This window comes from Arthrobacter sp. DMZ02-1R, from assembly GCF_057747935.1.
Genome location: NZ_CM173230.1, coordinates 1,218,529 through 1,244,097 on the forward strand (window position 1 = coordinate 1,218,529; position 25,569 = coordinate 1,244,097).

At 63.5% G+C, this 25,569-nt stretch carries 27 protein-coding genes and 1 tRNA gene; 10 read left to right on the forward strand and 18 right to left on the reverse strand.

Annotated elements, in window-relative coordinates:
• The first annotated feature begins 3 nt into the window (after positions 1–3).
• From AC3ANQ_RS05845 to AC3ANQ_RS05855, 3 genes are all read left to right on the forward strand, one after another.
• Positions 4–804: an SDR family oxidoreductase gene (locus AC3ANQ_RS05845; RefSeq protein ID WP_488304217.1), complete on the forward strand. Its 801-nt coding sequence runs from the start codon at positions 4–6 to the stop codon at positions 802–804.
• A gap of 31 nt (positions 805–835) precedes the next feature.
• Positions 836–908, forward strand: a tRNA-Ala gene (locus AC3ANQ_RS05850).
• A gap of 464 nt (positions 909–1,372) precedes the next feature.
• On the forward strand, positions 1,373–2,014 hold the full coding sequence (locus tag AC3ANQ_RS05855; protein WP_488304218.1) for a hypothetical protein: 642 nt from the start codon (positions 1,373–1,375) through the stop codon (positions 2,012–2,014).
• Between the two features lie 150 nt (positions 2,015–2,164).
• On the opposite strand, the gene AC3ANQ_RS05860 is transcribed toward AC3ANQ_RS05855, so the two are convergent.
• From AC3ANQ_RS05860 to AC3ANQ_RS05870, 3 genes are all read right to left on the reverse strand, one after another.
• On the reverse strand, positions 2,165–3,382 hold the full coding sequence (locus AC3ANQ_RS05860) for a hypothetical protein (RefSeq protein WP_488304219.1): 1,218 nt from the start codon (positions 3,380–3,382) through the stop codon (positions 2,165–2,167).
• Positions 3,383–3,820: 438 nt separating this feature from the next.
• Entirely contained in the window at positions 3,821–4,510 is a 690-nt protein-coding gene (locus tag AC3ANQ_RS05865) for a hypothetical protein (protein ID WP_488304220.1), read from the reverse strand.
• Between the two features lie 120 nt (positions 4,511–4,630).
• Complete coding sequence (locus AC3ANQ_RS05870) at positions 4,631–5,113, reverse strand: hypothetical protein (protein WP_488304221.1); 483 nt, start codon at positions 5,111–5,113, stop codon at positions 4,631–4,633.
• 285 nt (positions 5,114–5,398) lie between these two features.
• On the opposite strand from AC3ANQ_RS05870, the gene AC3ANQ_RS05875 reads away from it, so the two are divergent.
• The gene (locus AC3ANQ_RS05875) at positions 5,399–5,521 is read left to right on the forward strand and encodes a hypothetical protein (protein ID WP_488304222.1); all 123 of its coding nucleotides are present in this window, start codon (positions 5,399–5,401) and stop codon (positions 5,519–5,521) included.
• Positions 5,522–5,570: 49 nt separating this feature from the next.
• On the opposite strand, the gene AC3ANQ_RS05880 is transcribed toward AC3ANQ_RS05875, so the two are convergent.
• The 5 genes from AC3ANQ_RS05880 to AC3ANQ_RS05900 form a co-directional block, all read right to left on the reverse strand.
• On the reverse strand, positions 5,571–6,596 hold the full coding sequence (locus AC3ANQ_RS05880) for a LacI family DNA-binding transcriptional regulator (protein WP_488304223.1): 1,026 nt from the start codon (positions 6,594–6,596) through the stop codon (positions 5,571–5,573).
• A 32-nt stretch (positions 6,597–6,628) separates the two neighbouring features.
• Complete coding sequence (locus AC3ANQ_RS05885; RefSeq protein WP_488304224.1) at positions 6,629–7,522, reverse strand: carbohydrate ABC transporter permease; 894 nt, start codon at positions 7,520–7,522, stop codon at positions 6,629–6,631.
• Positions 7,519–8,460 carry a carbohydrate ABC transporter permease gene (locus AC3ANQ_RS05890; RefSeq protein ID WP_488304225.1) on the reverse strand — a complete coding sequence of 314 codons (942 nt, stop codon included), beginning with the start codon at positions 8,458–8,460 and terminating at the stop codon, positions 7,519–7,521. Before AC3ANQ_RS05890 ends, AC3ANQ_RS05885 begins: the two co-directional genes overlap by 4 nt.
• Before the next feature lie 89 nt (positions 8,461–8,549).
• Positions 8,550–9,866 (reverse strand): ABC transporter substrate-binding protein, encoded by a 1,317-nt coding sequence (locus AC3ANQ_RS05895; RefSeq protein WP_488304226.1) that lies wholly within the window; start codon positions 9,864–9,866, stop codon positions 8,550–8,552.
• A 48-nt stretch (positions 9,867–9,914) separates the two neighbouring features.
• A complete protein-coding gene (locus tag AC3ANQ_RS05900) occupies positions 9,915–12,086 on the reverse strand; it encodes a glycoside hydrolase family 36 protein (RefSeq protein ID WP_488304227.1) in 2,172 nt (723 codons plus the stop codon).
• Between the two features lie 239 nt (positions 12,087–12,325).
• On the opposite strand from AC3ANQ_RS05900, the gene AC3ANQ_RS05905 reads away from it, so the two are divergent.
• Both AC3ANQ_RS05905 and AC3ANQ_RS05910 read left to right on the forward strand, forming a co-directional pair.
• Complete coding sequence (locus tag AC3ANQ_RS05905) at positions 12,326–12,580, forward strand: hypothetical protein (protein ID WP_488304228.1); 255 nt, start codon at positions 12,326–12,328, stop codon at positions 12,578–12,580.
• A gap of 660 nt (positions 12,581–13,240) precedes the next feature.
• Entirely contained in the window at positions 13,241–13,570 is a 330-nt protein-coding gene (locus tag AC3ANQ_RS05910) for a histone-like nucleoid-structuring protein Lsr2 (protein WP_488304229.1), read from the forward strand.
• 160 nt (positions 13,571–13,730) lie between these two features.
• Here AC3ANQ_RS05910 and AC3ANQ_RS05915 read toward each other — a convergent pair whose 3' ends face one another.
• From AC3ANQ_RS05915 to AC3ANQ_RS05940, 6 genes are all read right to left on the reverse strand, one after another.
• A complete protein-coding gene (locus tag AC3ANQ_RS05915) occupies positions 13,731–14,015 on the reverse strand; it encodes a hypothetical protein (protein ID WP_488304230.1) in 285 nt (94 codons plus the stop codon).
• Positions 14,016–14,132: 117 nt separating this feature from the next.
• Entirely contained in the window at positions 14,133–14,447 is a 315-nt protein-coding gene (locus AC3ANQ_RS05920) for a hypothetical protein (protein WP_488304231.1), read from the reverse strand.
• A 747-nt stretch (positions 14,448–15,194) separates the two neighbouring features.
• Positions 15,195–16,226: an RNA polymerase sigma factor gene (locus AC3ANQ_RS05925; protein WP_488304232.1), complete on the reverse strand. Its 1,032-nt coding sequence runs from the start codon at positions 16,224–16,226 to the stop codon at positions 15,195–15,197.
• 199 nt (positions 16,227–16,425) lie between these two features.
• The gene (locus AC3ANQ_RS05930; protein WP_488304233.1) at positions 16,426–16,680 is read right to left on the reverse strand and encodes a hypothetical protein; all 255 of its coding nucleotides are present in this window, start codon (positions 16,678–16,680) and stop codon (positions 16,426–16,428) included.
• Between the two features lie 162 nt (positions 16,681–16,842).
• Positions 16,843–18,234 carry an RNA polymerase sigma factor gene (locus tag AC3ANQ_RS05935; protein WP_488304234.1) on the reverse strand — a complete coding sequence of 464 codons (1,392 nt, stop codon included), beginning with the start codon at positions 18,232–18,234 and terminating at the stop codon, positions 16,843–16,845.
• Between the two features lie 183 nt (positions 18,235–18,417).
• Positions 18,418–18,843 carry a hypothetical protein gene (locus AC3ANQ_RS05940; RefSeq protein WP_488304235.1) on the reverse strand — a complete coding sequence of 142 codons (426 nt, stop codon included), beginning with the start codon at positions 18,841–18,843 and terminating at the stop codon, positions 18,418–18,420.
• A 454-nt stretch (positions 18,844–19,297) separates the two neighbouring features.
• On the opposite strand from AC3ANQ_RS05940, the gene AC3ANQ_RS05945 reads away from it, so the two are divergent.
• A complete protein-coding gene (locus AC3ANQ_RS05945) occupies positions 19,298–19,618 on the forward strand; it encodes a hypothetical protein (RefSeq protein WP_488304236.1) in 321 nt (106 codons plus the stop codon).
• A 374-nt stretch (positions 19,619–19,992) separates the two neighbouring features.
• Here the strand turns inward: AC3ANQ_RS05945 and AC3ANQ_RS05950 are convergent, their stop codons facing one another.
• The 4 genes from AC3ANQ_RS05950 to AC3ANQ_RS05965 all read right to left on the reverse strand — a co-directional run bounded on the left by AC3ANQ_RS05950 (position 19,993) and on the right by AC3ANQ_RS05965 (position 22,313).
• Positions 19,993–20,199: a YegP family protein gene (locus AC3ANQ_RS05950; protein WP_488304237.1), complete on the reverse strand. Its 207-nt coding sequence runs from the start codon at positions 20,197–20,199 to the stop codon at positions 19,993–19,995.
• Positions 20,200–20,398: 199 nt separating this feature from the next.
• The gene (locus AC3ANQ_RS05955) at positions 20,399–20,737 is read right to left on the reverse strand and encodes a hypothetical protein (protein WP_488304238.1); all 339 of its coding nucleotides are present in this window, start codon (positions 20,735–20,737) and stop codon (positions 20,399–20,401) included.
• Positions 20,738–20,967: 230 nt separating this feature from the next.
• Positions 20,968–21,261, reverse strand: coding sequence for a putative quinol monooxygenase (locus AC3ANQ_RS05960; protein ID WP_488304239.1), 294 nt, complete (start codon positions 21,259–21,261; stop codon positions 20,968–20,970).
• A 53-nt stretch (positions 21,262–21,314) separates the two neighbouring features.
• Positions 21,315–22,313 (reverse strand): LacI family DNA-binding transcriptional regulator, encoded by a 999-nt coding sequence (locus AC3ANQ_RS05965; RefSeq protein ID WP_488305265.1) that lies wholly within the window; start codon positions 22,311–22,313, stop codon positions 21,315–21,317.
• Between the two features lie 169 nt (positions 22,314–22,482).
• Here AC3ANQ_RS05965 and AC3ANQ_RS05970 point away from each other — a divergent pair, with 169 nt between their 5' ends.
• The 3 genes from AC3ANQ_RS05970 (at position 22,483) to AC3ANQ_RS05980 (ending at position 25,529) form a co-directional block, all read left to right on the forward strand.
• On the forward strand, positions 22,483–23,601 hold the full coding sequence (locus AC3ANQ_RS05970; protein ID WP_488304240.1) for a substrate-binding domain-containing protein: 1,119 nt from the start codon (positions 22,483–22,485) through the stop codon (positions 23,599–23,601).
• Positions 23,602–23,682: 81 nt separating this feature from the next.
• Positions 23,683–24,726, forward strand: a complete 1,044-nt coding sequence (locus tag AC3ANQ_RS05975) for an ABC transporter permease (protein ID WP_488302467.1) — start codon at positions 23,683–23,685, stop codon at positions 24,724–24,726.
• Positions 24,723–25,529, forward strand: coding sequence for an ATP-binding cassette domain-containing protein (locus AC3ANQ_RS05980; RefSeq protein WP_488304241.1), 807 nt, complete (start codon positions 24,723–24,725; stop codon positions 25,527–25,529). Before AC3ANQ_RS05975 ends, AC3ANQ_RS05980 begins: the two co-directional genes overlap by 4 nt.
• The last annotated feature ends 40 nt before the right edge of the window (positions 25,530–25,569 follow it).

Genomic DNA, 25,569 nt, shown 5'->3' on the forward strand with positions numbered 1-25,569 from the left:
AACATGACTTCTGTCTGCGTAGCAGGTGGCACAGGGCAGGTGGGCCGTGAAGTCGTCCGTTTGGCGCTGGACGCCGGGCTCGACGTGACGGTACTGAGCCGGCGCCCGCCGTCGGGCGCGTCAATGGCCCATCACGACGGCGCCCGCTACTTTCAGGCGGACGTCACCACTGGCGCTGGCTTGGCACAGGCGCTGCAAGGGGCCGACGTCGTGATCGACTGCCTGGAAGGCCAGTTCGGCAAAGCCCGCAAGAATTTCGCCGACGGCGGTGCGCGCCTGCTCGCCGCGGCCACCGGTGCGGGCGTCCGCAAAGCGGTCCTCCTCTCGATCATCAACTGCGACAAGAGCAATGCCGCCTTTTATGTCTCCAAAGCCGAGAAAGAACGGGTATACGCGCGGTCGGCGCTTGAGACTGTCGTAGTGCGGGCCACCCAATTTCACAGCCTCGTGACGGTGGTTTTCGAGGCCGGAGCGAAACTCCGCCTTATTCCGGTCTTCAAGGGCGTGCGCTTTCAAACGATTTCCCCGTCCGATGTGGCTTCCGTGTTGCTTGCCGAAGCCTTGGGGGAGCCTTCGACAGTCCGGCATCGGACTCGGACGATCGGTGGGCCGGACATCCGGACCATGCGTGAACTCGCTGGGATCTGGCGAACGGCTGCGGGCCGCGCTGGGCGGATTGTGCAGGTTCCGTTGCCCGGGGCGATGGACAAATTCCTTCGGAGCGGGCTGAATTTGGTCCCAAACGAACGGACCGGGACCGACACGTTCGAGTCCTGGTTGGCAAAGCGCCAAGATAGTTTGTAGCCTAGGGGCACTGGCACCACGCGGTTGACCAGGGGCTATAGCTCAGTTGGTAGAGCGCTTCGTTCGCATCGAAGAGGTCAGGGGTTCGAATCCCCTTAGCTCCACAGTGAAAGCCCTTTGACCTGTGGAAACGCTGGGTTGGAGGGCCTTTTGCCTGTCTGATTTGGGCCCGACCACACGGAAACCACAGGCTTTGGGATGAAAACCTGCGGCAGGCGATGGGATCCCAGCCCTAACTGGGGAGACCCGCCGCACGTATGAAAAGAAGACCGTGAGCGCCGCGTCTGTTCGACCCCCAAGGGAGCGAACAGGGTATGCGGCGTGGCTGTCATCGAGGAGCTTGAGAGCGCTGTCATAGTCGGGTCAGCTAGGACGAGGAAATCAGAACGGAGAACCAGCCCTTGAAGGCCTGGGCACGGCGGTTTCCGGCGGCTCCTCGAAACCTTTTGTGGCTGGTAGGAAGATGACTCTCCGAGCGATTCTGAAATTCGGAGGTGGGGAGCAGAATGATTCGCTTCGCATTAAGAACGTCCGCGTCGATTTTCGTCCGTGCTGAAGGATGGGTCTAGTGCCAGAGTTCGGCCCGTTTTCCGTTGCTCCCGAGCAGATCAGTGCCCTTGGGGGCGCCAACTTCGGTCAGTTCGTGAGTCGGCTGATCGCGACCGAAGCCGCAGCCCATGGGATGCGGGGCACCGCGCTGGAGACTACGTATCTGGAAAACGTTGGCGATGGTGGCGTCGACGCGGGCTTGAGGCATGCGACTGAGACTTCTTGGATTCCCGCCGGAGACAGCGCATGGCAGTTCAAGGCGGGCGATCTGGCACCCGGCCGTTGTAAGACTGAACTACGCGGAGCGGCGAGGGCGCTCGAGATCCTTCAAAGTGGGGGCCAATACCGTCTGGTCTTAGGAGTAAGTCTCACCTCCACCAAGATCGACAAGCGCCGAAATGCCTTGATTGAAACCGCTGTCGAGCTTGGAATCGCGCGGCCCGACCAGGTTATTGACGTCGTCACTGCAGACGGTCTGGCCCGATGGGTTGCGCAGTACCCTGCCCTGGCAGTTAGTCCTGTGCTGCGGGGCATCGGCCATATTGGACAGACCCTGGACGAATGGAGCCGTTCAACGCTGCACGCCATATCGGCTTCAGTTGTTAAGGGGTGGGACCGATGGAAGGTTCCTGGCTGCCAAACTGTTCAAGCGCAGCGGTGAGGTCCGGGGACTCTGTGGCTTTGGCGATGTAGGACGGTTGAGCTTGGGCAACAGGGTGGCGAAGACGACCGGGTCTTGATCAGTCGCAGGCATTGATCGATCGTCCAACACGGGTGGGGGCCGTCAAGTGCGCGCTGCAACGCGATGCATTTATCCGCGTGGCCAACTCGATATGCTGATGCGTGCCACGCATATGAGGCCGGTGTCGGGCCTCTGGATGAGCGCCCGCCGTTTGCCGTCAGCGATCAGCTTAAGGCTGACTTTGTCGCCTCTACTTGCGGGGCCGATCGGGCTTACGAATCGGTAGAAGATATAGAACGAGCGCCGGTTTCCTGCGGGGTCCTTCGCTTCGAGGCGGACCGTGACGCCATTCCGGCCGGCGGTCTTCCGTGTGACGGTGACCTCGACCTGGCGCCACTGGACTCCAGAGGCGCGCAGTTTCCGGATTCCGCCGTAGTCTCCCAGCTCGTTCATGAGTACGAGGGCGATTGCGGTCGGGAGGATTAGCAGAAATAGGCCTATGGCCAGGGGATCGGGATGGTTCGCGTCGTCGGCGCCATCGATCCGGATGTCGGTGGGATCGGATGTGTCGACGTCGATAGTTGCCCGGAACCCCGGCCTGGGCAGAGTATCGCAGTTCGCGTTGACTTTGGCGACGCTGTGCAGTTGGCGGCCGTTGACGGTGTAGTCCACGTCCAGCTGGCACGAGGAAACGCGGCGTGCCGAGGTATCAGTTTGTGCCGTGACCGTCCCGTCGGTCTTGGTGTGGCTGGCGAGTGCGTGGTTGATCCCCACGATGACGGCCCATCCGAGCCAGCCTGAGACCGATGCGATGGCGATGACCGCAGCGGCGCGTTTGAGCCAGAGCCTCCTGCGAAGCCAGCTGCCTTTCCACGTCGGAGGTGCGGAGTCTGGCGGTATGGTGGCCGCTATGCGGGTTTCCCTGGTGAGCTGGACCCATGGTCCCGTCCCCTCGCTGCCCGTGACCGCCGACGGAGCTTCGATGGCTTCGCGAGCAGAGTGGCGAGGGGTTCTCCGTGGAAGATTGCCGAGCTCGGACGAGGTCAGGTTGGCCTTTGCCGTGAACCATGTGCGGGACATGGCGCTCGTGTTCCACTCACTCCCGACCTTGCGCGCCGCATCCGTGCCTGTCAGCGTCCAGGGCATATACCGACCGGTTCCGAATGCTCCCGGAACCAATAATCCTTCGGAAACCAGCTCTTTGATCGCTTCGAGGGTGAGTTCCCTAGCCCGTCGATGATCCGAAAGAACACCAGTGCTCCTTGCGACGGCGACTAAGTCGGAGGCGCCGAGCCAGCGGTTAGCGGCCGCTTCCATCATCGACTCCCGGAGAGTGCCCGCCTTCATGCGGGCACTTCCGCAGGGATATCGCCTGGGGCCTGAGCTGAGGTGTCTCCACAGATGTAGGTCATTTGGTTTCCCCCCGCTGCGGATGATGCATCCCCGCTCTTACGGCAAACTATCGCATAATCGCGACCTCGAACACCCTCGATGCGGAACCCCGCACACCCCTCAGGCCGATACACAGACCTCAACTAACAGCACTACCCCGCGAGGTGCCGACTAACACCATTGCTGACAGCAGATACTCGAACTGAGGCGTCAGGCCGTTGATTCTTGGTCCATCCTTAAAACTGTCGGTGGCGACACGTGGTGTCGAACGCATATTCTATTAATAGATTTTCTCTTAGAAGGTGTGTATTAGGTATCTGCTTAGCTGAAGTGCCCCATGGGTGAGATGGATAGATGGCTGGCGAATTGCTACCGCTGGGCATTTCGCGCGTGCTAAGCATCTTCGGGCCTGCGCGTCCTGATCTCACGGATTAGGTCGGGGTGACCATGACTGTTCAGGTAGTCGGCAAGGTATGCGGCGTGCGACTGCAGGACGGGGTCGAGGACGTATTCTGCCAGCACCCGTCGTTCCTGCTCCGCGTTGCCGCGTGCGCGGTACAGATCGGCGATGTCGAGTGGTCCAGCAGGAGTGAGGCCGAGGGCGAGGGCGCCGAGTCTGTCGAAGCCATCTAGCACGCTCTCTGCGCCGGGGAACGCGTCGAGCCAGGGCAGACCGTATTCCTGCAGAGTGATCCCAGCCTTTGCAGACGCCTCCGGGTCATCCAGTCTCCACCAGAAGCCGCCTGAAATACCCGCGACAAGGTCTCCTATGGTTCTTCTGAGATGGCAGTCGTAATCATTGATCCACGAACTTCGCGGGGTGTGCGTGCGATTCATCTCAGGTACGTAGACCCCGAAGTCGAGTCGGAACGAACCGTAGAGCCGCTCGCGCAGTCCAGGCACTTCGGTCCAGGCCGGCGGCTCTTTCGGCGCCATCCAGAAATAGACGACGTGAACCAGACCGTCGTCGCCATGACGGTTGAAACAGTGTCGGCGCTTCTTGAACCCCGCTGCCTTCAGGGACGGCGCGTGTTCATCTACGATCTGACGCATTCGAAGCGATTCAGGAGTCGGATCGGTCACGCACTGAATCTATACCGTCCACGGCGGATCCCAGCGAAGAGGTGCTCAGTACCGCCGAATTTCGTGACCTCCTTCGGGGCCCGTCCATCGGACCTCTCAATCTTGAGATAGTCCCGGCCGTTACTCTGCCGGGGCCGGCTTCGGCATGTTCCGGGAACGATCTGGCCATGCTGTCCGGTCACCCGGATCTGTGGACGACTCCGGTGTAGTCGATTCCTCGCCAAAGGAACCGGTTGGCCGCCCGTTGGCTGCTTCTTCTTGCCAAGCCGGGGTGATGGCCACAGGCTGTGCCGCAGCCGAGGTCGGCGTGATCTCGACCTGGTAATCGGAGTAGCGGTCCCGGTTCGGGATGGTGATCGAGATTGTCCCGTTGGTCACGGTTGCCTGGGTAGACAGGATGACGGGCGGCTGGAGGGAGGCGCCCTCGGTGCCGTTGAGTCGGTCTTGCCGGACCTGGACGTTGACGGTGGTGCCGAAGGTGGCGCTGCTGATGCCTGAGACCCCGAGCGCGACGTCTTTTGACCCACCGCCGAGGAGGACGGTGGCCTTCTTCTTGGCGGTGTCGACCGCGCCGATGCCCTGGAGGGTGTCGGCGACGTTCAACTGGGGCGGGGGTGACTTTTGCGGTCTGCGAGCCGGCGAGATCGCCGTACCACTTGAGCATCCACCATCCGCCGTTGGCTCCGTTGTTGCGGGAGGTGTTGTCGTTCAGGTTTCCGGCGTAGTTCCAATACGCGGTCTGGGCGTCGACCTTCTCGTCCTCGAACATCGACAGCCACTGGACCTTCTGGCCGGGGACGCCCATGACGCGCAGCATGCCGTACTCGGTGATGTTCACCGGGATGTCGGCGATGCCGAGGTTCTGCGGGATCTGGCGGTACTGGGGCCATGGCCGCGGAAGCTTCCGAGGTTGCTGACGCCGAACTCGTGCCAGATGAACACGTCCGGCAGCTGGTTGTAGGCCTTGGCGTAGTCGAGCAGGTCAGTGCTGCGGTCTGCGTGCCAGCCTGAGGACTGTCTGAATCAGTGAGAGATGGCCGGACGGCCGGATGCTGGTGGGTCAGCGCCGGGGCGACGCCGGTTGCGCGGTGCTTTCCCGGAAGACCAGAGGGGGTTCCACGGTTTCGAGCGCGAGCGGGGATTCGCCTTTGAGGAGGGCGAGAAGTTGGGCTGTTCCGTGGCGGCCGAGTTCGGCGAAGTCCTGGCGTGCGGTGGTGAGGGCGGGGATGAACATCGGGGCCAGCGGGTGGTCGTCGAAGCCGACCACGCTGATGTCGTCCGGGACCTTCATGCCGGTGTCGTGGATGCCGCGGATGACGCCCATCGCTGTTTCGTCGTTTCCGCAGAAGACCGCGGTGACGGCGGGGTCCTTGGCGAGGCGGGCTCCGATTTCGTGGGCGGTGGAGACGTCCCAGGAGACGTCTTCGATGGGGGGCGTCGGGATGCCGTGGCGTTGGAGGGCCAGCCGCCATCCCGTGGTCCGGCCGTCTTCCTTGCCCGAGGGCGGGATCCTGACGTGGTGGACGGTGGGGTGGCCGAGGCTGAGGAGGTGTTCGGTGAGCGCGGCGGCGGCTTCGGATTCGTCGAGGACTGCTTGGGGGACGCCCGCCTCGGGGACGCCGGAGAGTGCCACGGCCGGGATGGCCGACTGGAGGGCTTTGAGGGCCGCGACTCCTGGCGGGTCGAATTTGAGCACGACGACGCCGGCGACCGATTGCCGCAGGACCGCGTCCGCGGCGGCGCGCACCTCCTCGTCCCGTTCGCTTTCGACGACCACGATGATGACGGCGAAGCCGGCCGCGCGGGCGGATTCCTCGACGCCGCGGATCGCTTCCGCGTAGCCGTAGCGGGAGGTGTTGGCGGCAAGGATCGCGATGGTGGTGGAACGCCCGGAGGCGAGGACTTGGGCGGCGGCGCTGGGCCGGTAGCCCAGGGCGGCGATCGCCTTGTCAACGCGCAGCCTGCGGTCCTCGCTGACCCGTGCCGCGCCGGTCAGAACCCTGGAAACGGTGGGCACCGACACTCCGGCCAGGCGCGCGACGTCGGAGATCGTGGCAGTCCGGTCGAGGGGTGCGGGGTGGGCCATGGGCTCATCATAGGGGGAAGGCGTGGTCTGGCTCATTTGACGGCGCCGCTCGTGATCCCGGAAATGATTTTGCGCTGCATGAAGACGAACGTCAGGAGCAGTGGAAGGCTCATGAGGATGATGTAGGCGAAGATCAGGTGCCAGTTCTGCAGGTACAGGCCGCTGCTGGCGACCTGGTACAGGTTCAGGGGAAGCGTGTCGAGCCGGCCGCCGATGACGAAGAGCGCGTAGAAGACGTCGTTCCAGACGTAAAGGCAGATCAGGATGGTTGCTGTCGCGATGGTCGGGCCGAGCAGCGGCAGGATGATGCGGACGAAGATGTGGATGGGCTTCGCGCCGTCGACCCGGGCGGCTTCCTCGAGTTCGGCGGGGATCGTCCGGACGAAACCGGTGACGAAGAAGATGACCGTCGACATGTACATGCCCACGTAGACCCCAATCATCCCGGCCGCTGTACCGGCAAGTCCGAGCTGGCGCAGGAGCATGACGATGGTGACGACGGCCGGAGGAAGGACGATGCCGCTGATGGCCAGGGCGTAGACGATCGCGATGCCCTTGCAGCGCCGGCGTGCGAGGATCCAGGCGGCCATGGATCCAAGGACGAGGACTGCGGCGACGGAGGCGACCATGATCAGGACGCTGCCGAAGAAGGCCGGTATCATCCGGCCTTGCTGGAAGACAGAGGCGAAGTTCTCGAAGAGCTGCCACTGGCTGGGGGGAGCGAGGTTGGGGTTGAGGGCTTCTGCCTGGTTTTTCCCGGCCGTGGCGATCACGAGCCAGAACGGGATGCCCAGGAGCAGTGCGACCATGGCGATTGTCAGGGCGGGCTGGAGGAGCCTGCGGCGCTTCGAGGTGTTTCCTCGCAGGGAAGACCGGCCCGGGCGGCTGTTTTTGGCGGTGGGCAGCGGTACGCCGGTGACGGTCATGAGAGAACGTCCTCTCTCTTCCTGAGGAAGGTGATGACGGGGAAGGCCAGGATCGTGACCATGAGGAACAGGGCCAGGCTCATGGTGGTCGCCTGGGCGAAGAGTCCTTGGCCGAAGGTGCGGAAGATGAAGATGTTCAACAATTCGGTGCTTCCGCCGGGGCCTCCGCCGGTGGTGGCCTGCACGATGTCGAAGCCATTCATCGAGCCGAGGAGGGCCGTGGCCACGTTGAAGGTGATGGCGGGGGCGAGGAGCGGGAAGCGGATGGCCCGGAGGGTCCTCCACCAGGAGGCGCCGTCGATGCGGGCGGCTTCGATGACGTCCGTGGAGATGGTTTTGAGTCCGGCGAGGTAGATGAGCATGGACAGGCCCATCCATTTCCAGGCGTGGATGAGGGAGACGACGACGATGGTCCAGGTGGTGCTGCCGAGCCAGGCGATGTCGACGTGCTGGCCGGTGATGGTCCCGAGGATCGCGTTGAGGACCCCGTCGGGTTTGAGCACTGCCCGGAAAATGTAGCCGACGGCCAGGGCGGACATGACCACCGGGACGAAGAAGGCCACGCGGGCGGCGCGGTTGATGCGGGTGTCGGCCTCGAGGATCAGGGCGAGGATGAGGCCGAACAGGTTCTGGAAGACGGCCACCAGGACGGCGTAGATGAGCGTGGTGCGCAGGTCTGCGAGCAGGCTGCCGTTCTGGAGCAGGGAAGCGACATTGTCCAGGCCGGCGAAGTTGATCTTCGTCTTGAAGCTTGACCAGTCGGTGAAGGCGTAGAAGAAGTTGAACAGGGTCGGGACGAAGAAGAACACGATCAGGACCGCCACGGCCGGGATCAGGAACCACGCGGGGTGGTCCTGCCGGCGGCGGCCGGTTTTGGGTCGGGGAGCGCTGGACCGGGCGGCGGTGCCCGCGTGCGGTCGGGAGAGTTGTGCGGTCATGAGACTTTCCTGGGTGGTTACGCCGGCGGGGCGATGTGGGGGCCTGCCGGCTGGTGCCGGGCCGGTAGTCCGGCCCGGCACCGGCTTTGTCAGAAGCCCTTGGCGCCTTGGGCCTTGGCCAGGCTGGCGAACTGCTGCTGGGTCGCCTCCGTCACCTGCTGCGGGGTCTTGGTTCCCTGGATCATATCGCCCAGGTTCAGGTACAGGTCAGCGTTGGCGGTGGCCAGCGCCTGCATCGATCCGACCGAGGTGGGAATCGAGGCCGCGGCGGCCTTGAGGGCGTCCGGGACGGTGGACGGGGTGTCGACGCCCTTCATGATCGAGACGGTCGACTGGGCCTTGACGAAGCCGGCGTAGCCGTCGCCGAGCCAGTAGGTGAGGAACTGGCGGGCGGCCGCTTCGCGCGTGGCATCGCCGGTCTTGAAGGCCACGAGTGCGTTGCTCTGGTCTGGGATGAACGTGCCCACGTTCCCGCTCGGGGAGATCGGGAAGAAGCCGATCTTCTGGTTAAGCGTATTCGTGTCCGACATTGCCTGGAGCTGGCCGAAGAAGGAGTTCACCTGGACCGTCATGGCAGCGTCGCCGGCGAGGAGGGCCTTGCCCTGGTCCTCGAAGGTCGCGGTCTTGATGTTGCTGTTGAACAGGCCTTCCTTGATCAGGCCGTTGTAGTTGTCGACCGCCTTCTGGATGGTGGTATCGGTGAACTTTTCCTTGGCGCTGTTGACCCGGTCCCAGAGACCGCCCTTGGCGGCGTCGGCGAGCTGGACCTGGACCCACCACTGCGTAGCCCACGGGACCCCACCGCCGAAGTCGTAGAACGGGGTGGTGCCCTTGCCCTTGATGAGCCGGGCGTCGGCGAGGAACTCGTCCCAGTTCTTCGGGACGGACGTGATGCCGGCCTTGGCGAAGACTTCCTTGTTGTAGTAGACGCCCTCGACGGCGGGGCTGCTGATGAGTGCGGCGTACCGGGTTCCGTTCAGCTGGCCGGTGATGTCACCGAGGTTCGCGTCATATTTGGACACCCACGGTGCACCGTTAAGGGACTGGAGGTTCTGGGTCGCGTTGAGGGAGGTCAGTTCCGAGGCGGTCGGCTGCCAGAACGCCAGGTCGGGCTTGTCGCCCGTGGCGACCTTGGTCTGGACCCCTTGCTCGTACGGGTCAGGGATGGTGACGACGTTGACCTTGGCGCCGGTGGCTTTCTGGAAGCCGTCGATGACGGACTGCGGGGTCTTGTTCGAGTTCTGGGCGGCCCAGATGGTGAGGGTGACGCCGTCGAGCTTTGTCGACTGGGCCGGCCACGCCGCCGGCCCGGAGTCCGCGCCGGGCGCGGCCGGACTGCTGCAGCCGGTGAGCAGCGCACCGGTCACGACGGCGGCAGCGATGGCGCCTTTCCATGCATGCTTCATGATTTCTATTTTCCTTCGGAAGGGGGATACGGAGGGTGGTGCTGGTGCCTACGCCGTCGGGGCTGACGGTGTAAGTATGAATACCCGGGCTGTCGGAGTCTCGAGAGTGGACCGGACAGTCAGGGTGCCGGTATCGGCATTCCACCGGGTCTCCCAAGCCGGGAGCGATCGGGGGAAGATTGTGGCGACGTCGACGCCGCGGCCCGCCAGTGCGGGCAGCTGCAGGACAGCCTCATCGGCGCCTTCGCCGCGGTCCCATACGGACAGGACCACCCGCTCGGGCGTGTGAAGGGCGGAGGCGACCCAACGGTTGTCCCAGCCGGGCAGGCCCAACGGCCAGGACGGGGTTGCCTGCACGAGGTTCGGCCTCAGGGAGCGTGCCGCATGGACGGCCTCCCTGACCAAAGTGAGTTGGGCGGCGTCCATGCGGTGGAGGTTGCCGGAGAGGTAGAAGCGGCCCGCAAGGCCGGTGACGAGGGTGAACGCGCTCTCCTCCGGGGTCATGTCCGGTTGGGGATATGCCCAGCTCGCGGCTGTTTCGGGGAGCATCGAGAGGGCGGCCGAGGCCGCGATGGGCGGATACAGCATGGGGTCCTGCTGGTCGGAGGTGGACTGCAGCTGCATCCGCGACAGCAGTGCCGCGTCCGTGCGCATGCCGCCTGAGGAGCAGTTCTCGAGCACCAAGGTGGGGTGCCGGTCCAGGACGCCGTCGATCCACGCCAGATGTGCCCGGTTGTGGCCCAGCAGCCCGGCGCCGACGCTGGGGGACTCGTGGTCGGTGCCGGGGCCTCCGTCGATGTTGTAGTCGAACTTGAAGTATCCAATGCCGAACTCGGCCACGAGCCGGTCGATGACGCCGTCCAGGTGTGTCCGTGCCGCGGGGTGCCGCAGGTCCAGGTGGTATCGCCCCTGCTCCTCCACCCGGAAGCCTCCGCGCTGGAGGAAAGCCTCCTTGGGCAGGGACTGTGCCATCGGACTGTTGACGCCGACCACTTCCGGCTCAAGCCAGAGCCCGGGGACCATGCCACGGGAACGGATCGCAGTGATGACCTCGCCCAACCCCTGGGGGAAGCGGGTGCTGGACGGCTTCCATTCGCCCACACTGTCCCACCAGTCGGCGGAGTTCGAGTACCAGCCGGCGTCGATGCAGAAAGTCTCCGCACCGACCGACGCGGCCGCGTCCACAAGGGGCAGCAGCTTAGCCGTCGAGGGGTCGCCGTTGAGCGTGTTCATATAGTCGTTGAAGACGATGGTTGGTTTGAGGTTGTCCGGGTGGGGCCGGCGCGCACGGCGGCGCGCGAAGGTGAGGGCGGCCGTTGCCTCCGCGAGGTCTTTGCCGACGGCGATAACTGCGGGGACGGCGGTGAACGATTCCCCGGGAGCGAGCGGCTGGGACCACTGGTGGTCCCGGTCCGTCGGTCCGGAAACCGCGAAATAGCAGTCACCGGCATGCTCGCCGATCTCCCAGCGCCAGGGCCCGTTGTGGGCGATCTCCCACAGCCACGCCAGACCCTGCCTTTCCGAAACAGTCCCTGCGACCGGAAGGTGTCCACCGGTGGACCACGTTCCGTCTGCGCTGCGTGTGGCGGCGGAACGGGGGGTGTGGCCGGTCAGCTCGTGGCGAAGGGCCGGAAGTACCGCTCCGCGAAGCCTCTTCCGGGACCACCGGCCCTCGCCGAGCCAGTCGCTGGATCCTTCGACGAGGTTCCAATCGCCTGCCGGATCTTCCGTCAGCGTGCCGGCGGTCGCCCCAAGCGCCGAGACCCAGCTGGTCACCGACGTCAGGAGAAGCCCCTGACGGCTGCCGTTGACCACTTTGACCGACGAGCGGATCGCCCCGTCACACCCGGTGGTGGTCACCTCGGCGCGTACGCCCTCGGGAGTTCCGAGCTGGAATCGGATCCAGTCGCCGTCGTCGTCGATCTCGTGGGAGACGTATCGGAGGGCCGCGCCGATGGAGGTTTGAACGAGCCGATTGTTCGCCAAGGTGTGCCCGCTCCCCGCGGCCAGTACCTCGACGAGTGGAAGGGGCGAAGGGAACTCGGCCCTGGCTGTCGACGACGCGAAGTAGTCCAAGTGCAGTGGAACCTCCGGGCTATGCCCGAAAACCAGGCTTAGCCCCTGGGTGGACCACTCGATGTGCCTCACAGCGGTCTCATCCCCGGCTTCCTGGCTGGGGGATGCCGGGATGCCAGTCAATTTGATAGCGGTTTCAGACACAAGTGGAATCCTTCTTGGTGGAGGAGAAAATGGAAGTAGTTGGGAAGTTTCTCGGCGGAGGGTGTGACCTCAAGCACTTTTGAAACCGCTATCATTATTAGCCTGAGACGATCGTCCTGGCAAGCCCTAGGATCGTTATCCGAGGGGGCTTGGCAATCTTCTTGTTAGCGCGCACAATTTAGCCAATGGCCTAAACATCAAGTTCATGAGCCGACGTTCCCCGCTCGGGAGGATTGCCATTGCCTTTGTCTGAACACCAGAAGGTGCTCGCGGCCATGTGCTCCTTGCCCGAACAGTGGCGGATCATTCTCTGGTACACGGAGGTCCAGAACCAGCAGCACACAAGCATCGCGAGGCTCATAGGACTCGGGGAGGAGGCGGCCTGGGAATTTCTCATCCAAGCGAGGGCTGGTTTGCGGACAGCATATGAGAAGCAACGCACTCCCGGCGTGGAACCCGCCTCCAGTTCCGCGCCAGGGTGGGGCGATATATGACTAACTGCCAGTAGCGTCTTGAATATAGGTCAAGACAAGCTCTTGGCTGTTTGTGGGGTTGTTGATCGTCGTGCTTGTCGCGTTGGCCTGGAGCGTGATGTTCTGGGCGTTCCCTTGGGCGACATCGGAAGTCGAATGTTTCGCCGCCAGTGCCTAGAGTGAGCGACTGAGTAACGAAGGATCCGTCCGCGAGGGTCTTTGCTGAGCCGCCCGTGACGCCGGTGAAGGATGTAGACGTGGTTCCGGTATAGCTGATAGTGCCCACCGGCCGTGAAGAGGCTGCCGCTAGTCGGGAACCCTGCCGTTGAAACCACGTTCAGAGTGACACCAGCCAGCAAGGTCATCTCGCAGTCCTAACTTGTGGTGGGGATATTTTGCTTCTCGGCCTGTGATCTGATTCCGTATCGGCCGTAACTCGGCCCGGCCAGGAGCTCAGGTTCCTGACTGCCAAATTGTTCGTGAGGTCAGGGAATCCCGTTGGCTTGGCGATGTAGTGCTTTCCTAGATGGTCGTTTCCGAACAGCCGAGCGACGCAGCGGCATTGGAGCTGTATGAGCGGCAGATGCTGATCGTCTCCGGCAAAGTTGCGGCGACTTCGGGCCGTAGCGTCAGAACCTGACCGGTCACCGGTTGAGGGATGAACGAGTGAAAGGAGCCAACATGGCAACTCGCATTGAAACCCTGCTGATCGACGATCTGGACGGCAGCGAAGCAGCCGAGACCCTCAGGTTTAGCCTGGACGGCGCCGACTACGAAATCGACCTGTCTCAGGAGAACGCTCAAGGCTTGCGCCAAACCTTGGCGGAATTCACCCAAGCTGCCAGGAAAATCACCAACCGCAAACTGGCCGGGCGTGCCACGCGGGCACTAGTCCGCGGACCAGCCACGGCCGAAATCCGTGCCTGGGCCCTGGATAGCGGCCTCAACGTCCGTTCGCGCGGTCGTCTGGACCCCGGGATCGTGGAAGCCTACGCAAAGGCACACAGCTAGGCGCCCCCTGTTACGCATCGATGCCCCGTCCGATTGAACCAGCTACCGGTCCGGGGATTCCCCTGCGGCGGATGATGTAGGAAAGGCGAGGCCAATGGTTGGATGATTGTGCAGCGCTTTCAGCCTTGTTGGAACTGCCCACGCATCACCCGCCCCATCCCTATGTCGCCTTCCGCGGGCGCCCGGTTGCCGGGTCAGAATCCGTTCCATTGACGGCGTGCAACGGGCGGGCTGAACCTTCGTGGAGGGATTCTCCGCAATGGTCGCGGGCTGCCCGGCGGAATGGCAGGCCGGCGAGCAAGAAGCTGATGAACCAGGCCAGGGCAATAACGGCGGCGCTGCCTCCGATGACGACGGCGACGCTGTGGGCGCGGGCACCGGGGTCGCTCAGGAGTGACCAGACCAGCAGAGCCGCGATCCAGCCGGTGTTGATGAGATAGACCAAAACACGTCTTTTTGCCAGAACAGTCGCGGTCGTTTCGAGGCATTGTTGCGGCAGGTCATTCGATCCTCCGCAGCCCGGGTTTCGAACCCATTCGAACGGACCGGGCATGGCCTTCCGTCACAGGCCACCCCGGGGAGACTCCCCGGTGGCATCCGCCTTCTCCGCCCAATGCGCGAGGAAGGCGTCCACGTGCCTGGCCCGGTGCGCGGCGTACGCTTCCTCGGCCGCATTGTTCCGACCGGCCTCGATCTCCATGTATTCACTGCACGCCCAGGCATTACACCGGATCTCGGTCGAATACGTGTAGCCGTAGCCTGGGTGGTCTTCCTCGACACGGCGGTGTGCTTCGGCGACGGTTTCCCCGGCGGACTGCAGATCAGTGATAAACGCCTCTCCAGCCAGGGTCGTGAAGTCTGGTGTTTCGATGCTCAAAGGTGCCTGCCTCCATCGCCGTGGTTCAACGTCTTGTTGACAGACCTTCAACCTCGATGCCCGGCATTCCTGACACCGGAGTCCATTCGTTCGCCCTCCACGTCCTCCACCACCCCCGTGTTGCCGCCATTTTGGCCACTGCCCGGGCAGTGGCCTGGAAATGGGGACCAGCGCGTCGATGCCGGAGCCGTGAAGGACCTCACCGAGCGTTACGTGGAGTACCGGCAGGCCCTCGTCGATCCGGGGGACCCGGTTAGGGTGCTGACAGCAGTTCGGAGTCGCGGAAACTGGCAATTCAACCAGGTGCCGGCGCAGCCGTGGCTCCGGCGTCACGAACAACCGCCTGGCAGGTTGAAGCAGAGTGCGGGGCCTGCCCATGTGTCCGGAAGGAACAAACCCCCGTTGCTTGCGGATGATGACCTGCACACCGGGCGCTGGCATGACGATGCCGCGGACGCCCCGGGCGGGCGGTACTACGAAAGATTGAGACCTGGACGTGTGCCGCCCGTCCGACACCGCAGGACGAAGGGCGTCCTGCGCAGACGAAGACAACCCGCCAGCCACTAACCCCCCGGGTTGATACCGGGCCTGCAAGCTTCCTGTCACCACGACCGGCGCCGATCCCGTTAGACTTCTGCGGGCGGTGAGTCTTTCGCCGTCGTGATGGCGTTGTCACGCATCGGGAAAGCCGGTGCGTCGGCGTCGCCGGGGATCGCGCACTTCTCGCTAAGAAGCCGGTGGCTTGCCCTATTCGTGGCCTGCGGGAGGTCTTCCCTCTGCCGGGCTTCCTATTGTGGTGCCGTAGGGGCCGCGACCGGGAATGGAGGCCGTCAAGCGGACCGAATCGGGAGTGTCGATCGGGGTCGCGGGGGCCAGCAGGACCGCAGCCGCCACCGCGGCTGTTCCGGCGACTGCCCGCGTCGCCCGGAGGAATTGGCGCAAGGGGCTGGTGTCCTGGTTAAGTGCGGCCAATTGCTGGACAGGGCCATGACCGTGAAGGGCAAAAATTTCCAGGATCCGCATGGCAGCGGCGGGTGAAATGAGTGCCGTTGCCAAGACGGGGGACAGGATGCCTCGCAATTCCGTGCGTATTCCACCTACTCTTCTCAAGGCAGCGCTGCAGTCCTGGCAACTGCGGGCATGCCGGTCCACGGATACTTGGTCGCTTGGCGTGGCTCGGCCGAGGATCGAGCGGGACAGAATCCCAAGCATTACTTCGCACCCCGTGTTGGGCGTCTCTCGGATGTAGACCGTGAGGTAGGCCGAACGCAGGGCTTTGCGGGCACGGTTGAGGAGGGCTGAAAGGGCGTTGGGCTCCAGGCCCAGCAGAGGTGCGGCCTCGCGTGGTTTCAAGCCTTCGACTTCGACGTACCAGAGCACACGTTGCCATCGTTGGGGAAGTGCCCCGAATGCTTCGGCAACAAACTCGTGATCCTGGGATCGGAAGTCGTAGGCCTTTTCTTCGGCGTCCGGGATCCTTGAGGAAGGTATTTCTTTCCTTGAGTGGTGGTCAGCGGCTGCGGTGCGGACGGCTTTGAAGAGGTAGGGCCGGACAGGCCCCTCCGGACCCCTTCCCCTGTGGATGGCTGTCAATGACCTCAGGAAAGCCGTTGCGGCGATATCTTCGGCGTCGTGGGCCGATGAACTGAGCCGTCCGGCAAAACTCAAGGCGGGTTCCCAGTGGTGGCGGTAGAGAGTGATGATCGCTCCGGGGACGCCTTCACGACAATCCTTGACGAGCTGCGTTTCCGCCTCGGGCGTCGCCGGGTACTCGATCATGCCCGAGTCACCTGCTCCGGGGCGCGTCCGCGGCTTATTCGAGGCGCACCACGGGTCCCCGATTGCAAGAGAAGAAGGTTTGGGCGCATCGATGCTCCAGGGAAAGGGGTCCGAGTCGGACCAACGGATCCCTTTAGGAAAACATTTCTAGGGGCTCGCAGTGCGTTTTGGTCATAAAGTTCACAAAGACGTCGGCGTATTACGGGTGCTGGCAAGGCGGCCCGCCGGCTGACGCTTCGCGCGGGCCGTTCGGCTTCTCTTCGAAGATTACCGAGGCAAGGACCCGGTCCACAGAGCGCAGAATGGCACCGGTCTTCCGGAGGGACAAGATAGGATCAACCGCTCCAGGGCCGGCGCTTGTGATGGACGTGTACTCGGCCCAGGCACGGAACAGCTCTGTGATCTCGTCGCGGCCGACTAAGACCATGGGCCGGTCCGGCGTGTCCTGTGACATACGTTTCCCCCGTTTCCTGCCGCTGGTGGTGCCTCCGGATGATTTGCGTTCGGAAGCAAAGTTGCTGGTCAGATGATACGTCCAAAGTGCTTCGCGCGCGTCGGCATCCTGAATCGTGTTCCCAGTTTGGGGCGGAAGTGGCAGCATTTCGGTTTCCTTCAGCTAGGGGAGGCACCAGAAGAACAACGGGATGCAGATCGGCCCCGACGACGGCGGCGCTGAGGGCGTTGCGGTGGTTGTTCCCGAGGTCCCGGTGGGCGCTGGAGATGGTGTTGCCGTCGGGACTGGCCCGGTGGGCAGCGGAGATGGGGTTGCTGAGGGTGCTGTTGGTGTGGCTGTCGGTTTGGCGGATGCTGTGGTGGTGTTTGAAGGTCGCGCGGTTGGTGTCCTTGTCGGTGCGGTGGCGGACGTTGGCGGGGGCGGTACCGGCACCGACGTGTTGACTCTGGGGAGAGGCTGAAGAAACGACCGGACCGAAGGTTGTCGGAAGAGGGGGGCAGCGGCGGAAGGTGCCGGCCCGGTTGTTTGGGCCGGGGTTGTCGGCCCGAACGTCGGAGTTGGGGTGGGGTTCGGTGGTTCCGGGTTCGGAACCGCGATGGGGAGCTGAGGTGGGGCCATAGTTGGAGATTGTCCAGACAGGGATACGGGCGCATCCGCCTGATGCGGAACGAGCACCAAGGCGAGGGCAACCGCCGTCGTACTCGCAATGATGGCCACCGTCAGGGCGCCTGCGCGCCACCAGGAACTTCGGCCCAAGTGAGCGAAGTTGGGCGCGGTCGCAGACGGAAGGGCAGGCACCAAGAGGAGGGCCGGTGCAATGAGCCCGCGCATGGTTTTTCTGATGTCGGTCAGCTCGGCGATGAGATTGTTGCAGTTCTCACAGAGGTCGGCATGCTCCTGCGCGGCTTTGCGGTCGCGCGACGATGCGGTCCCGAGAACGGTGCCGGCGAGGTAGGGCAGAGTCGGCTGGCAATCGGAACCCGCAGATACAGTGGCAGTGTATTCGTGCAGATATGCCTCGCGAAGGCCACGGCGGGCACGCACGAGCAGGGCCGAAACGGCGTTCGGTTCGATTCCCAGCAGCGGCGCGATTTTGCGGGGCGGTTCGTTCTCCACCTCGGCGTGCCAGAGGACTGTGCGCCAGCGAAGCGGCAGCGAGCGGAACGCCCGGTAGGCAGGGCTCGTGCTGTCGTAGGCCTGGACAGTTTCCAGCCCGGGATCCTGGATAGGTGTATCTAGCGTGTCTTCGTGGGGAATCTCCCTGGATTGCTGTTCCCAATGATCTGCGGCGACAGTGCGAACGGCGCGGAACAAGTATGGACGGAAGAGGGCATCGGGGCCGTTGCCCCGGCCGATGGCTGCCACTACCTTGAGGAAGGCTTCCTGGGCTACGTCATGGGCATCCGCGTCGTTACCGAGTAAGCGCCGGGCGAACCTGAACGCGGCTTCGTGGTGCCTACGGTAGAGAACGTCAACGGCGTGAGCGTCTCCCGCACGACTGTTGCCGATCAGGTCCTCGTCCGAGGTTTCGGTTGCACTATGAAGGCTGATCACGCCACCCCCTCTGTCACTGCCGGTCAGCGATTGCCGGCAGGAATCGATCCGGCTCCTTCAACCAGCGAGGGTCGGAATCCTGACGCGACCCGAATGGGGAACTTTCGGATTGGCGCCAGTGAGGGGATGAATTCACGGGCCAGCGGTCTGTGCACCGGACAACGAATAACCTGGGGGGCGCGTTCACATGTGTGCGGCGCCGTCCTGGCTCAGTCGGTATGCGCGTAGCTCTGCAGCCTGGTTTCCCTTTGCCGTGTTGGCCAGCCAACAGATATCGCGCAATCCGGTGAACGTTGAGTCCGCCTCCACCGGCCAGGCTGCTTCGATGTGCCCCAGCGCTGCTGTGTAGGAGATGTTCCAAGGTCTGTGCAAAGTGCCGATCATGTCACCGACGGAAAGCAGGCCAGCCGCCAAAGCAGTTTCGAGATATCGCAGAACGGTTGGACGAAGCAGACACTCCTTGCTGAGCGGGTGTCGTGAAACGTAGTAGGCAAACATGCCCAGGCTCATAACATCGTTGCGGTTCTCGGCCAAGACAAAGGCGAGCAGACCTCCATCCGGACACGGATCAGCGATCTCCGCTTGGTCAGCAAATGCAGAGCTTTTCATCGGATGGACGGTCTGGTTACCGCTTGTCCGGCCGTCGCGATAACGTCCCCGACGGCGTCGAGGACCGCACCCGTGCATCGCAATGACGCGACTGGGTCGAATTTTTCCTTGTTTCGATCCGACACGGATTGGAACGCGACCCAGCGAGCCCTGAGCTCGTCAAGTTCGACCGCGCCAACACTGACGGTTGCGGTGGGCAATGGGAGCGATTCCCCAGTCCTGAGCGGAGCAATCTTCATGACCGTTCAACCCGTGCACGCCTGGATTGTGACGCTGATCGACAGCCCTGACCGGCGGCGCCGCGTTGAACCGATAGACACGAAGCCTGCCGATCGTCGCGTCAGGAACTTGGCACCGCGCGGTTAGTGGGGTACGGGCCGCGGTGGAGACTCTGGCCCGCAGTGAAGGCATGGAACGGCGATCCGTGACTTCCCGGGGCAGACGGAGGAATGAAGTGGATCAGCCCGACCGTCTGCCCTGGACCAAGGCAAGATGCGCGACCATGGGCCTTGCCACGGCTGCCGTCGCGAAAGGAACGAAGATGAATCCCCAAGCCACAACCCAGACGCTGAGCATCGCTGACGATGCTGCTAGCCAATCAGATGCCACAAAAGATCGATTGCAGCGTATCCTCACGCTTCAGCGTCAGGCGACCTACCCCCTGGATCAGGTCTCCGGAGTGTGGGCTCAATCCCAGCTGGCGCACGTGGAGGTGCCTTGGCTGGCAGACAGGCTTCAAGAAGCACTGATCAAGATCGGGTCGTTGGAAAGCTAACCGAGGCGCCCTGAAGTTGGCCGCTGCGGGTGTTCCGGACGTTTCGGAAGATCCAGGTTCAGCATCGAGCCGAACATCACGTGGACGTCATGATCCGCCCGAAGCGGAGTTAGAAGACTGATCTTCACCGCGTGGACAAACGGTCTACGCCGGTCCGGATGATCGCGGAGGCTCGCCGGTGGCCATAATTGCCGGTCTTGACGTGGCGTCCTACGTCAGCCGGCTGGCGCACGACAGCGACATGGAAACTTGGATCACGTCGATCCTGCTCGAAATCGGCGGGGAATCCGAAGCCAGGCTTTTCCCCGCCGATCCCTTCACTGACAACATCCGGCGCCTGATTCCTGGACCGCCGCCGTCGAGTCGTGGCTTCGTTAGTCAGTTGCGCGTTCGGACACCCGACCCGTGAGATCCACGATGCGACCGTTGGTGGCGGCTTCGCGCACAGACCAGATTCCTGCGATGGCAGCATCTTCGTTCTCAAACGCATCCGAAGTGAGCAGCACCTCTCCGCTTCCAGTGACGAGCTGGAACCTCAAGCAATCGTCCTCGTCAACGTAGAGATTGAATTGTGTGGTCATTGTGTTGCTCCCTTGGTCGCAGGTCTTTGGTCTTCCCCCTCGCTTGATGTCCCCGCACGTCATGCTTGGCGGGTTAACCGAGGTCGGGGTTGAAGATGACGCCGAACCGGCAGGGGGACTTGGGCGGGGTGTTGGGAGAGATGCATGACGGAACCCCGAACGCGTCGGTCAGCAGAAGGTGTTGGTGGCCGCCGGTGGGTCAGCGGGGGCCTTGCCTTAGTTGAGCGCTGCGGTGATCGAGTAGGCGATCTGGATGGTCGGACGTCCGCACGATTTTGCCCGGAGCGGGCACAGGCAACTCGACGACGGGTTGCAGCCAGGCCTTGTGGTTGCGGACGTGACGGTCTGAGGGACGGACGTATCGGTAGCTTCCGTTGTCGGGAGCGAGACGCAGGCCTTCATTGCTGAGAGCGTCCTCGATGGCCAGGATGCTGCCGGCTCCGATGCCGGCGATGTCTTCCCGTAGGTTTTTGGCGGATAGGGCGATGAGTTGTCCGACGGTCTGCACACCCGACCTCAGCAGGGCGTTCTCCGTCATCCGGGGGAGATTGATTCCCCTCAGGGGTAGTTCTCGTTCCATGCATCCACCGGTCCTTTCCCCGGCAAAGCCTGCGTGTCCTCGGGGGTGCCATGGGCCGGGTGTCTTTGCTTCTGGGGCAACGACATATCAACCGCAGAACGCGGATGTTATGACGCTCCCCGCGGTGGGTCGATCCCGCGGGGAGCGCGATGTGAGCAAGACGCAGGCTCCGAGGACAGTGCCGACGGCTAATGAATCGCTTGGAGCCATGTCAGTTCCGATCCGTCGCCCTCAATGAGGCTCGCGAGTTCTTCGTTGAACTTCCGTCCGTAGTGGGCGCCGATGTGCTCCTCGAAGGCGGCCTGATCGCGGTAGACCTCGAAGACGAAGTACTCGTTGGGCCGGGATTCCCTCGTGTAGGGCCAGAAGACAACGTTTCCCGGCTCGGCGCGGACGTGTTCGGTTAGCTCTCGCATCATTTCCGCGACCCTGGCTTCGCAGCCGGGCTTGACCGTGAATTCTGCATACAACGTTTTGGTCATGGTGGGTTCCTTGCTTTCAGACGAAATTGTTTGAGTGGTCGGTTGGGTTTGGGTCAGCTCGCCGGTCGGAGTTCGCCCGAGCCGCGCACGATGAGCTCCGAGGGGACGACCCAAGTACCGGGCCGGCTTTGGTCGCCGTCGATCCGGGCCAGGATCCTTTCGGCGGCGAGTTTTCCGATGCGTTCGGGGTGCTGGGCGATGAGGGTGATGCCCGGTTCCATCATGTCCGCGAGGGCAAAGTCGTCGAACCCGACCAGGGCCACTTTGTGGTTCGCGCCTGCTTCCTTCAGTGCCCTCATGGCGCCGAAGGTAACCAGGTTCTGGCTGGAAAATATGGCGGTGGGGGGATTCCCGGAGGCCAGCAGTTCGAGTGTGGCGAGGCGGGCTGCCTCTTCATCGTGAAGGCCCTCGATGGCGGGGACCTCGGACGCGGGAATCCCGGAGCGGCCGAGTTCTTCCAGGAACCCCCGGCGTCGTTCCCGCGCGGTCTGGATGTCTGTCCGGTCTCCCAGGTATGCCAGCCGGGTATGGCCGTGGCTGATCAGATGGGCAGCTGCCCGCGCTCCGCCGGCGGCGTTGTCGCTCACCACGGCATCGGCTTCGATCCCGGTTGGTTCGCGGTCAATGAAAACTATCGGCAGGCCGTGGGAATGTTCAGGAATGACGTGCGCTTGGCTCTTGGCAATCGGGGTAAGGATGAGCCCGTCTACGCGCCGCCGGAGAAACGCGGCGACGAGGGCTTTCTCACGTTCCGGATCATCGTCCAGGCTTGCGGCAAACACGGCTATGCCGCGGGCGGCCAGGGCATCTTCAATTGCCCGGTGGATTTCCCCGCTGAACGGGTTGGCGACGCTCGGCAGAAGCAAGCCGATGGTCAAGGTCCGGCGGCCGGTGCGGCGAAGACTGCCCGCAGCCAGGTCCACCTGGTAGTTCAGCTGTTCCACGGCCCGGAGAACCCGCACCCTTTTGGCCTCCGAAACCCCGGGTTCATCATTGACGACCCGGGAGACTGTCTTGATCCCCACACCAGCCAATGCCGCGACGTCGCGCATGGTCGGGCGTTGTTTCGAGGCTTCGGCTTGGTAACGATTAGACAACGTTGTCAACGACCTGCTCCTTCTTATTCGGAGAACTATTGACTCTCCTCTGTGATCCGGGTTACATCTTACATGACATCGTTGTCAGGCACGGGTAAGTGCCTCATACAAAACAGGAGATTCAATGTTGAGTTCCAAAGCCTTCGGGCCGGCCGTCAACCGCTTCCTCGCCGTCGGTGCTGTTCTGACGCTTGGCGCCATCAGCCTGACGGCCTGTGGCGGCGGTTCTTCGGCCCCTGCGTCCAGCGGTGCTTCCGCCGGCGCCAAAGTCGGTGTTTCGTTGATCGTCAAGACGACCACCAACCCGTATTTCGTTGCGATGGAAGACGGTGCGAAGAAGGCGGCTGAGGGCGGAAACATTGACCTGAAGCTTGCCGCGGGCAAGTCCGACGGCGACGAGGACACCCAGATCCAGGCCATCGAGAACGCCATCTCCAAGGGCGACAAAGGCATCCTGATCACCCCGAACGGCCCGGCCGTCGTCGATGCGATCAAGAAGGCCCGCGACGCCGGGCTGTTCGTGATCGCCCTGGACACCCCGCCGGACCCGGCCAGTGCCGTGGACATCACTTTCGCGACCGACAACTTCGCCGCCGGCAAGCAGATCGGGCAGTGGACTGCGGCGCAGCTGGATGGCAAGAAGGCCACCATCGCCCTCATCGACCTTTTCAGCGACAAGGTCGTGTCGGTTGACTACAACCGCGACCAGGGATTCCTCGAAGGGATGGGCATCCCCACCGCCGACAAGACCAAGAACGGCGATGAGGCCAAGACCGGTAAGTACACCGGCGGCAAGGGCGGGGACTACGAGATCGTCGGCAACCAGGCATCGCAAGGCGCCGAGGACGGCGGCCGCACGGCGATGGAAACGCTGTTGTCAAAGAACCCGAACGTCAACGTCGTCTACACGATCAATGAGCCGGCCGCGGCGGGCGCCTACGAGGCGCTGAAGGCCGCCGGTAAGGAAAAGGGCGTGCTGGTGGTCTCGATCGACGGCGGCTGCACCGGCGTGAACAACGTCAAGTCCGGCATCATCGGTGCCACCGCGCAGCAGTACCCGGTGAAGATGGCCCAGCTCGGCGTCCAGGCGATCCAGGACCTGGCCACGTCAGGCAAGAAGCCCACGGTCTCCGCGGGCCTGGACTTCTTCAACACCGGCTCCGCGCTCGTCACCGACAAGGCCGTTTCCGGCCTGACGAGCATCGACACCACCGCCGCAGCCCAGATCTGCTGGGGCAAGTAAGCAAACCCGTGCCGGTTCCGGGGCTCCTGGTCCCGGGACCGGCCGCCGATACACCCCTCAATGCTTAATGCAGGAGCTAATGTGACCCAGCAACAAACCGCGGGACCGCCGCCGGCCCACGCGGACCTTGCCGAAGAATTCCTTGACCGAAGCACACCGTTGAGCCGGATCCGGAATGTTCTCCACCGCTACCCGGCCCTGAGCCCGGCCATCGTGCTGCTCGTGGCCGTCATCATCTTCGGGATCCTCAACGACCGGTTCCTCCGCCCAGAGAACCTGTCCCTGATCACGCAGCAGGTCGCCGTCATCGGTACCCTGGCGATCGCCCAGACCCTCATCATTCTGACCGCAGGCATCGACCTGTCGGTGGGTGCCGTCATGGTCCTGGCCTCCATGGTGGTTGCCCAGACCGCCGTCAACAACGGTATCCCGGCCATCCTTGCCCTCCTTGCCGGGCTCGCCACGAGCCTGGTCGCCGGCGCCCTGAACGGCCTCCTGGTCACCCGGCTCAAGCTCCCACCGTTCATCGTCACCCTGGGAACCTTGAACATCTTCATCGCGCTGACCCTGCTCTATTCCAACGGAGCCACCGTGCGCGGATCCAAAATGCCGGACCTGCTCACCTGGACCGGTACGACCTTCCCTATCGGCGGGGTCCGCATCTCCACGGGTGTGGTGATGATGCTCCTGCTCTACGGCGTCGTGGCCTTCATCCTGGGCAAGACGGCCTGGGGGCGCCACGTCTACGCCGTGGGCGATGACAAGGAAGCCGCCCGGCTGGCCGGCATTCCCGTCAGCCGTGTGCTGATGAGCGTCTACCTGGCAGCCGGCGCTGTGCTGGCGGTAGGTGCCTGGATCCAGATCGGCCGGACGAACGCGGCCAGCCCGAATGCCGGGGTGGACCTCAACCTCGACTCCATCACCGCCGTCGTGATCGGTGGTACCAGCCTCTTCGGCGGGCGAGGCTCCATCTGGGGATCACTGCTCGGTGCCCTCATCGTCGGCGTCTTCCGCAACGGCCTGTCCCTGGCCGGCCTCGACGTCCTGTACCAGACCCTAGCCGTGGGCATCCTCGTCATCGTCGCCGTGTCCGTGGACCAGTGGATCCGAAAGGTGAAGTCATGACCGTCACAGAAGCCTCAGTCCCGTCAGTCCCGCCCCAGGATCCGAACAGGACGCCGATCCTTCAAGCCAGGAACCTCGTGAAGACCTTCGGCCGGGTCGTGGGCCTGGACGGGGTCAGCCTGGACCTCTACCCCGGGGAAGTGCTGGCAATCATCGGCGATAACGGTGCGGGAAAATCGACCCTGATCAAGTGCCTTACAGGAGCGGAAATCCCGGACGAAGGCGAAATCTTTCTCTCCGGTGAGCGAGTCCATTTCAAACGCCCGCAGGACGCACGCGCCCACGGCATCGAAACCGTCTACCAGAACCTGGCAGTGTCCCCCGCCTTGGACGTGGCCTCCAACCTCTACCTTGGCCGGGAAGAACGCCTCCCGAACATCTTCGGGAAACTCTTCCGCGTCCTGGATACCAACGGCATGCGCAAACGGGCGAAGGAAGAGCTGACACGCCTCGGGATCTCCACCCTGCAGGACGTCACCGTGGCCGTCGAAAACCTCTCCGGCGGACAACGGCAAGCAGTCGCGGTTGCCCGGGCTGCTGCCTTCGGCTCCAAGGTCGTCGTCCTGGACGAACCGACCGCGGCCCTCGGTGTCCGCGAATCAAACCAGGTGCTGCAGCTCGTCAGGGACCTGCGCGACCGTGGCCTGCCGGTCATCCTGATCAGCCACAACATGCCGCACGTTTTCGATGTGGCAGACCGGATCCACATCCAACGCCTCGGGAAATGCGCCGCCACAATCACCCCTGAGTCCCACAACATGACCGACGCGGTCGCCATCATGACGGGCGCTGCCACCGCATAAGAACCGGATTCTTGCCGTAGTTGCTTGGGCAGGTTCTGGC